Here is a 6,844-nt window from a genome sequence, read left to right as displayed (position 1 = left end):
CAGGTTGTCGGGCCGGCCCAGCCCCTCGATGGTGGTGATCTCGGCGCCCTGGTGCATCACGGCGAGCGTCAGGCAGGCGTTGATGCGCCGCCCGTCGACGATCATCGTGCAGGCGCCACACTGGCCGTGGTCGCAGCCCTTCTTCGAGCCGGTCAGGTGCAGATGCTCGCGCGCCGCATCGAGCAGGCTCGTGCGGGTGTCGAGCTCGAGCTCGCGCCGCTGGCCGTTGATCGTGAACCACACCCGCGCCAGGACAGGGCGGTCGCCGGACGCAGCGTCGGCGCGGGCGCCCGCGGGAAGGGTGGAAAGGGCCGCGGCGGCGGTCGCGCTGGCGACCACGTCTCGTCGGCTCATGTCGAATTCTCCAGGCGGTGCCATCATGGTCTCCGAACCTGTTGCGGGGGGGCGACGACGCGCCCGAAGGCCGTCCGTCGGAAGCGGAATGCCCAGGGCAACTCCGGCAGGCTGGATAAGCTCCAAAGTGCCACCGGCTTCGGTCCGGTGCTCGGCACGGACATTTCGCCCCGGCATCCCGCGTCGGGATCGCCTCGCCTGCCGCATCCGGGGTGTTGGCGGCTCCCGAGGACGCGGCACCGACCCCGGTCGCCCGCTTCGGTCCGTCGTGCGTTCGCGCCTTGCCGGTTGGTCGCACCCTTCCGGGTGCCGACGCCTCGGAATCTCAAAAACCCTGCCTCCGCCGCCCTGATGGTCGCGGGATCGGTGGTGACGAGAAATCCGCGACATCGCTCAGCGAGGCGAAGAGCCGTGATGCCGCCCGCTCGGGATGATGATGCACGCGCGCGCCACCTCTCGGGTGACCATGCGAAGGCCGTGCGTTCGTCCGCGATGATGCATCGGGGATAGCGCGGCTGGCCGGGCACCATCTCGATGTCGTCCTCGGTACCGTAGGCGATGCGGGTCGACGACCTCCTGCCCGGTCGACGCCCGAGCCGACGTCGTGTGGTGGGTTCGCTTCCGGCGTGGCCTCGGTGCGCGAGCTGACGGTCAGCGCGACGATCGGCGATTTCGTCGTCGATCCGACTGCCGCTGCAGAAGATCCGATCGCCCAAGGCTCGATGATTCGGTCTCGCTCATCGTGCGGCCTCCGTCACGAGGAGACAGGCTGCGCACGACAGGGTGGTTCAGGTCGAAATCGAGACGCCGTCCATGCCGCGTTCGGGGATGTCGCGATGCGCGTCACGGTCATCGGCGGCGCGCCTCGGCTCACCGATCCGCGATCGCGATCCGCCGGCGACCGTATCGGCTGCGCCGGCGGGCGGGCCGCCGAACGCAGATCGTGACGCCACGGGAGCGCGGACTCAGCGAGCGGGCACGGCCTCGGCGACCACCTCGACAACGCGGCGCGGCGCGACCGGCTTCGTGGCGGCCACGGGCTGAGGCGTCGTGGTCATATCGCTGACGGAACGCGTCTGCTGAGACGTCCGGGCCTGCTCGCGGTAGAGCGGCGGGGTGAGGTTCAAGGACTCGTCGGCCATCGCCGCGCCGGCGGAGACGGATGCCGAGGCGAACGCGATGAGGGCGAGGGCGTGGGTGAAGCGCATGACGGATCTCCGGTTGGGTCGCTTGCAGAGCCGACCGACCGAGAGATTGAACCACAGAATTTGTGCGTTGCGACATGTGCATTTTGCAACGCAACATAATGCGAGCAAAGGCCAGTTCTTCTTTTATAATTCCGCCCCCGGACGCACTCATCTGTCCATCGCAACACTTCGCCATGCACTCGGCGCATACGGCATTAAATCGGTATCACGACGTCAAATTATCTTTTCGGCGCCCGAAAAAACAATTTTACCAATAATGTCGCGATACGTTCAGTCGCTCCCGAGCCCGCTCTTTCTCTTCAGGGCATCACAGGCGGCCCCGGTCGATGACTGACCTTGCGCGCGGCGCCATCGGTCGCGCATTCAATCGACGATCGCTGAATCCACCCTCTTCGTGAATTCGGCGTCGAGGGTTGCGGCGGATTTGACGATGGCAAGGACACCTTGGCGCGTCGCCTTGTCGGAGATGCCGGCAAACGTCCTGATCAGGTCCATCACCTCGGAATCCTGCAACAGCTGCTGAATCGACTCGCGGCCATCGCCGATCTCTGCCGGAGCGTCGAAGAAGGTCGAGACCGGGACGCCCAGGAAATCCGCGATCGCCTGAAGCCGGGCAGCACCGACACGGTTGCGTCCCTTCTCGTATTTCTGGACCTGCTGGAACGTGACCCCGAGAGCCTGCCCGAGCGCGGTCTGGCTCAGACCTTGAGCGGTCCGATACGCCGCGATGCGGCTTCCGATCGATCGGTCGCCGCTGGTCGCGAGCTTCGGCGCATGGATGGGGGTCATTCGGGCATTCGCTTTCAGGTTGGAGACGACTCGACCAGCTTCGCTGCTGTTCCGAGCACATCCCAATACGCATTGCGCGCGATTGAGTTTCGCAGCTGCGATCAATCCTGGGTTGCAGAAATGTCATAGCTTGGCTTTGTGACGAACGGCCGAGCGGATCGCGTGCCGGCCCCGTGGAGGCCGTGCGCCATGCACGGTGCCGCGAGGTTCTGCCGCACCGACGAAGCGAGCGGTGCGGCGTTGCCCGCGGCGAACGCGAAGGAGCTGGCATGGCCGACAAGGCAGACGTGACGACCTACATTTTGAAGCAGGCGCTGGCGGCCAAGGTCGGCGACCACGTCGAGATCGCGGTTGAGGCTGAGGACGGGACGCGGTTCAAGATCCGCTCGACGTCCGAGCAGCTCGACGCGCTCGTGGGCGACCTCGACGGCATCCTCGATGCCGACGACGCCGACGCTGCTTAAGGCTTCCCAAAAACGGTCCGCCTCCGCATCCGCGGGGGCGGACCCGTGCCCCGTTCGACCGAGGCGTCCGGCGGCTCGACTCCACCGGGCCGGCCGCCACGCCTCACGGTCTCAGGCCGGCCGCGCGAAGTTCCCGCTCGACGGCCTCGTAGACCAGAGCCATGCCGTCGTCTGTCGGCGCGGCCTGCTTGCCGGACACCGTCGTCGGCTCGACGCGGTCCGCGACGGTCCGCGGCGGGTGCCGTGTCCGAAGCTCGGCGTACTCGACAGGGTGCTGCGGCCCTGCTCCGGAGAACAGCGACTTGAGCTTTTCCCACGCGCGCGTCATGCGGTCGCCGCCTGCCGCATCGGTCCGGCCGCACGGGACGCATGCATCCTTTCACGCCCGGCTCGCGACGACGATGTGCCTGCGATCTCCCGAAGGAATGCGGACACCGCGCCATCGGACAGCCACGCGTCGACGGGGCGGGACGTCGGTTTCTCCGGCGCCTGCCGGGCAGAGGCCACGTAGCTCCTCGCGATGAAGGTCGAGCGCGTCATGGTATGGGCCGGGTCGGTTCGCGGCGTCGCCGCCTTGAGGAACGGCTCGCTTCCCGGCACCCCGTCGAACGCGGCGATCTCGGTGTAGACCGGCCAGCATCCGAACCCGCCGCGGTCGTCGGCGAGATCGCAATCACCGTAGGCGATGTCGAGCACGGGGGTACCCACACCCGTGGTTGGCAAACGTAATGTCGGCTCAACGTCACATAGAGATGGCCGGAATAGCAACCCTCTATCGCGGGTGAGATCTGCATGAGGCGACGACGCTCGGCACTGACGACAAGCTCAAGCCGACGTCTGCAGCGACAAGCCTGTCTCCGCCGCGGCGGCCGTCGGATCAGGCAGTGTCCGATCGACGGTCTTCGGCAAGTCCGGCTGCCTGCTCTGGCGCATCTCGAGTCAAGCACCCGCGCGATGCTGGACTTCCACCCGAAGGCAGCGTCACGCTGCGATGGCCGGGGACGTCATCGTCGCGGATTGACTCTCGGCCACCTTCCGGCTCGCGGCATCGATCGTCTTGCGAAGGATGACGATCGTGTCCTCGACCGCGGTCTGGGTCGACAGTTTCGCCCCTTCCGGGCCGGTCAACGTTCGCAGGGCGCGCACGAGCGAATGCTCGAAATGGTCCAGTGCCTCTTCGGCGCGGCTTCCCGACAGCTCTCCGAGCCGCACCAGGGCGACCTGCAGGGCGACGCCGAGAAAGCCCTCGATCGCCCGCTTCTCGAAGGTGGCGCTACGGTCGACGGTCATGGTTCGATCTCCCGAAGCATCGTCCGTGATCACTGGATCACGGACGATGCTTCATCTTGTTGTGAGATGGCTTTGTCTTCACGCGAGCCGGCATCCGTCTCGCTCGAAAATGCTCTAGGCAGCGCGCGCCGACGACCGGCGACCATGCGCCTGGTCCATGATCTCGGCGACGCGCTCGCCGACCGCCAGAGCGATGGCGTCCGAGCGTTCGCCTTCGGCGCGGGTGCGGCAGACCCCCGTGAGGACGTCGGTGACGCGCTGCTCCATCACGGCCAGCAAGGCGGCCGCCGCCTGCGGCTGCGCCCCCTGTACCACCGCCGCGAGGTCGTAATAGGCGTCCTCGACGAGACGGAGCGTGAGGCGCTCGACCGCCTGTTCCTCGGATTGCGCAAGACCAATCACGTCGGCACCCGTTCTCGTCGATCTACTGACGCAACTTTCGATTGTAATGGTTAACAAGTGGTGAACGTGCCGTCGGTTCGGTCGAGAGCGGCAGGACACCTTAAGCGGACGGCGTCGCGTCGGCGGAAGGCCGCAAGGTCGCCCTAAAAGCTCAGGAGCCGGCGGATCCGGTGGGGCGAACGGGTCCAGCGATCGTCGGGATCGCCGCGGCTGGCGACAGAGGCCACGGCGACCATCAGGGCGCAGGGCATGATCAGTGCGGCGATCAACGGCAGATACATGGACCGACCACAATCGTGAGTTGTTTCTGGTATCCCGTGTGGTGGTGAACGCTTTGTTAAAGCCGCGGCGTCCCGCCGTCTTTTGCTTGCCGGACCCTGCATCGTGGCCGACGATGCTTCGCCTTTCACATCGTCTGCGTGCCGTCTTCAGTCTCAGCTTGCCGCCCCCCCGTGACGGCATTGCCGGCATCGTCGTGCGCCATCCTCTCGGGCCAAGTCTCGGACGCGCCTCTCCGACGCGCGACGGCGACCGCTCCGGCGTGCCGGCGTCCGACCGATCAGACGATGTGCAGTCAGACGATGTGAAGGTAGGCGGGATCGAACTCGGCGACCGTCTCGAGGCCGTCCCAGTCGTGGATGATCAGCTCGCGACGGTGAAGCGTCACGAAGCCGAGCTTCCTGAGTTCCTGCAACGAGCGGTTCGCGTGCACGGAAGACAGGCCCAAAGCGTCGGCGAGTTCGGCCTGGGTCAGCGGCAGCACGTACCGGAAGTCGTCCGCCACGCCGACCGTCCTGAGCCGGATGTACATCTCGCAGAACAGGTGCGCCATCCGGCCGACCGCCTGGCGCCGGCCAAGGCTGATCACCCGCTCGCGGCAGCGCGTGGCATCGATCAGCGTATCGCGCCACAGGGCCATCGCGAGGGAGGTGTTCCGCTCGATCAGCGCGCGCATGTCGCTGTGCGCGACGAAGGCGACCGTGGTCTGGGCGATCGCCACGAGCCCCTGGTCCATCACGTGCAGGTGCAGGCTCTCGATGTCCGGGATGTCGCCGGGCACGTAGAAGGCGAAGATCTGGCGCTGTCCGTTGGCGAGGCTGCGGCAGCGATACGCCCATCCGTCCATCACCAGGCAGCACTGCTTGGGCACGTCGCCTTCGTGAACGATGCTGGTGCGTCCGCCGAAGGTTCGGACCGTGAACGACAGGTTCTCGATGTCGGCGCGATCCCGAGCCGAGATCTGCGCCGTGCTCTTCAGCTTGCGGATCAGCCATGACGCTGGGGCGACCGATGGGAGGCCCGGGTCGGGGGCGTCGCTCACCGATCGACCAACCAGAGGCCGGTCAGGCTCAACGTCGTCGTGAACACCGGATGCCGGTCCGCATCCCTGGCGATCACGGTGAAGGTGTGCCGGTCGCCGTTCCCGGTCTCGAACCGTGCGATCTCGGGAAGGATCTGCATGGCGGCACTTCGAACCGCGTCGAGGTCGGCGCATTCGGTTCCGGTCTCGTCGATCCGAAGGTCGCCGTCCGCGATGTCGAAAAAGTAGCGTGGCAACGTCGTCTCCGATGGACGGGAGGCAGGCGCCCCGATCGGCAAGCCATGGCTGGCGATCGGGGCGCCTACGAGCCGCATAGCGAAGGCGGCGCGCTTCCACTCCATCATAAGTTAAATCGCGCAATGCTGGGTTGATGCAGGCTCGACGCGATGGGCTCGGTCGGCATCATCGCCGCCTCGACGGGCGGTCTCGCTCCGCTTCGGCAAGTCGCCGGCGCACGCCCGGTCCCGAGTACTGAATCCGGCTCGACCGCGGACCCGTTGTTCATCGCAGCAGCCGAAAGCCGCGACGAGCACGCCGTCGGCATCGTGCTCCGCGGCTACGACGGCGACGGCGCGGAAGGCCTGCGGATCATCGAGGAGTGCGGTGGCGTGGCCCTCGTCCAGAAACCCGAGGCGGACGCGCAGCTCTTGATCCCCCAATGCCTGCCCGTCGGTCGAGGCGATCGCCGACCGGGCGTCCGCGCGTTGGCGCGGGCAGGCAGACGGCTACGCGGCCGACAGCCGCTTCGTGTTCTCGGCGACGTGCTCGCGGTATCGCGCGACGACGACTTCGGGCGAGCCGCCCATCATCAGGGTGCCGGCGGCCTCGATGCTCGCCTGGATCTTCTCGGCCACCATCGAGTGCATCTCGGCCATGCCCTCGCGGCCGCCCCAGGCTAGCCGCACGAGGCGCAGCTCGATCACCTTCTGGGATTCGAAGGCGAGCATCATCGACGAGAAGAAGGGATTGTACACGGGACACTCCACACCGCTGACAGGTGCGGCGGGGGATCAACC

At 66.8% G+C, this 6,844-nt stretch carries 13 protein-coding genes and 1 pseudogene; 3 read left to right on the top strand and 11 right to left on the bottom strand.

What is annotated here, in order from left to right:
• Positions 1-354, bottom strand: a 354-nt coding sequence (locus MKK55_RS16860; protein WP_409566080.1) for a 2Fe-2S iron-sulfur cluster-binding protein, incomplete at its 3' end; no start/stop codon positions are given.
• Between the two features lie 635 nt (positions 355-989).
• On the opposite strand from MKK55_RS16860, the gene MKK55_RS16855 reads away from it, so the two are divergent.
• Positions 990-1,301: a hypothetical protein gene (locus MKK55_RS16855; protein ID WP_243936569.1), complete on the top strand. Its 312-nt coding sequence runs from the start codon at positions 990-992 to the stop codon at positions 1,299-1,301.
• 18 nt (positions 1,302-1,319) lie between these two features.
• Here the strand turns inward: MKK55_RS16855 and MKK55_RS16850 are convergent, their stop codons facing one another.
• Complete coding sequence (locus MKK55_RS16850) at positions 1,320-1,562, bottom strand: hypothetical protein (protein WP_147726322.1); 243 nt, start codon at positions 1,560-1,562, stop codon at positions 1,320-1,322.
• Between the two features lie 363 nt (positions 1,563-1,925).
• Complete coding sequence (locus MKK55_RS16845) at positions 1,926-2,351, bottom strand: helix-turn-helix domain-containing protein (RefSeq protein ID WP_147860443.1); 426 nt, start codon at positions 2,349-2,351, stop codon at positions 1,926-1,928.
• 269 nt (positions 2,352-2,620) lie between these two features.
• Between MKK55_RS16845 and MKK55_RS16840 the strand changes: the two genes are divergently transcribed.
• Entirely contained in the window at positions 2,621-2,815 is a 195-nt protein-coding gene (locus MKK55_RS16840) for a hypothetical protein (RefSeq protein ID WP_147726124.1), read from the top strand.
• Positions 2,816-2,918: 103 nt separating this feature from the next.
• Here MKK55_RS16840 and MKK55_RS16835 read toward each other — a convergent pair whose 3' ends face one another.
• The 7 genes from MKK55_RS16835 to MKK55_RS16805 form a co-directional block, all read right to left on the bottom strand.
• Positions 2,919-3,143 carry a hypothetical protein gene (locus MKK55_RS16835; RefSeq protein WP_147859059.1) on the bottom strand — a complete coding sequence of 75 codons (225 nt, stop codon included), beginning with the start codon at positions 3,141-3,143 and terminating at the stop codon, positions 2,919-2,921.
• Complete coding sequence (locus tag MKK55_RS16830; protein WP_147859060.1) at positions 3,140-3,511, bottom strand: hypothetical protein; 372 nt, start codon at positions 3,509-3,511, stop codon at positions 3,140-3,142. Before MKK55_RS16830 ends, MKK55_RS16835 begins: the two co-directional genes overlap by 4 nt.
• Before the next feature lie 285 nt (positions 3,512-3,796).
• Positions 3,797-4,105, bottom strand: coding sequence for a hypothetical protein (locus MKK55_RS16825; protein ID WP_147859061.1), 309 nt, complete (start codon positions 4,103-4,105; stop codon positions 3,797-3,799).
• Positions 4,106-4,219: 114 nt separating this feature from the next.
• Positions 4,220-4,507 (bottom strand): hypothetical protein, encoded by a 288-nt coding sequence (locus MKK55_RS16820; protein ID WP_147842436.1) that lies wholly within the window; start codon positions 4,505-4,507, stop codon positions 4,220-4,222.
• A 143-nt stretch (positions 4,508-4,650) separates the two neighbouring features.
• On the bottom strand, positions 4,651-4,788 hold the full coding sequence (locus MKK55_RS16815; protein WP_187274779.1) for a hypothetical protein: 138 nt from the start codon (positions 4,786-4,788) through the stop codon (positions 4,651-4,653).
• A 293-nt stretch (positions 4,789-5,081) separates the two neighbouring features.
• Complete coding sequence (locus MKK55_RS16810) at positions 5,082-5,828, bottom strand: Crp/Fnr family transcriptional regulator (RefSeq protein ID WP_147842437.1); 747 nt, start codon at positions 5,826-5,828, stop codon at positions 5,082-5,084.
• Positions 5,825-6,064, bottom strand: a complete 240-nt coding sequence (locus MKK55_RS16805) for a DUF6894 family protein (protein WP_147842438.1) — start codon at positions 6,062-6,064, stop codon at positions 5,825-5,827. Before MKK55_RS16805 ends, MKK55_RS16810 begins: the two co-directional genes overlap by 4 nt.
• A 150-nt stretch (positions 6,065-6,214) precedes the next feature.
• Between MKK55_RS16805 and MKK55_RS16800 the strand changes: the two are divergent.
• A pseudogene (locus tag MKK55_RS16800) lies at positions 6,215-6,451 on the top strand (chemotaxis protein CheB); the annotation flags it as partial.
• Positions 6,452-6,553: 102 nt separating this feature from the next.
• On the opposite strand, the gene MKK55_RS16795 reads toward MKK55_RS16800, so the two are convergent.
• Positions 6,554-6,802 (bottom strand): hypothetical protein, encoded by a 249-nt coding sequence (locus tag MKK55_RS16795; protein WP_147842439.1) that lies wholly within the window; start codon positions 6,800-6,802, stop codon positions 6,554-6,556.
• Positions 6,803-6,844 lie beyond the last annotated feature (42 nt).

Source organism: Methylobacterium sp. J-059, from assembly GCF_022829485.1.
Lineage (GTDB): Bacteria > Pseudomonadota > Alphaproteobacteria > Rhizobiales > Beijerinckiaceae > Methylobacterium.
The sequence above is the reverse complement of the archived record's forward strand: the minus strand, read 5'-3'. Positions and strand labels throughout refer to the sequence as shown.

Coding starts and splice junctions, on each gene's coding strand:
- MKK55_RS16840 (WP_147726124.1), top strand. CDS start 2,621: ATGGCCGACAAGGCAGACGTGACGACCTACATTTTGAAGCAGGCGCTG.
- MKK55_RS16815 (WP_187274779.1), bottom strand. CDS start 4,788: ATGTATCTGCCGTTGATCGCCGCACTGATCATGCCCTGCGCCCTGATG.
- MKK55_RS16850 (WP_147726322.1), bottom strand. CDS start 1,562: ATGCGCTTCACCCACGCCCTCGCCCTCATCGCGTTCGCCTCGGCATCC.
- MKK55_RS16835 (WP_147859059.1), bottom strand. CDS start 3,143: ATGACGCGCGCGTGGGAAAAGCTCAAGTCGCTGTTCTCCGGAGCAGGG.
- MKK55_RS16845 (WP_147860443.1), bottom strand. CDS start 2,351: ATGACCCCCATCCATGCGCCGAAGCTCGCGACCAGCGGCGACCGATCG.
- MKK55_RS16825 (WP_147859061.1), bottom strand. CDS start 4,105: ATGACCGTCGACCGTAGCGCCACCTTCGAGAAGCGGGCGATCGAGGGC.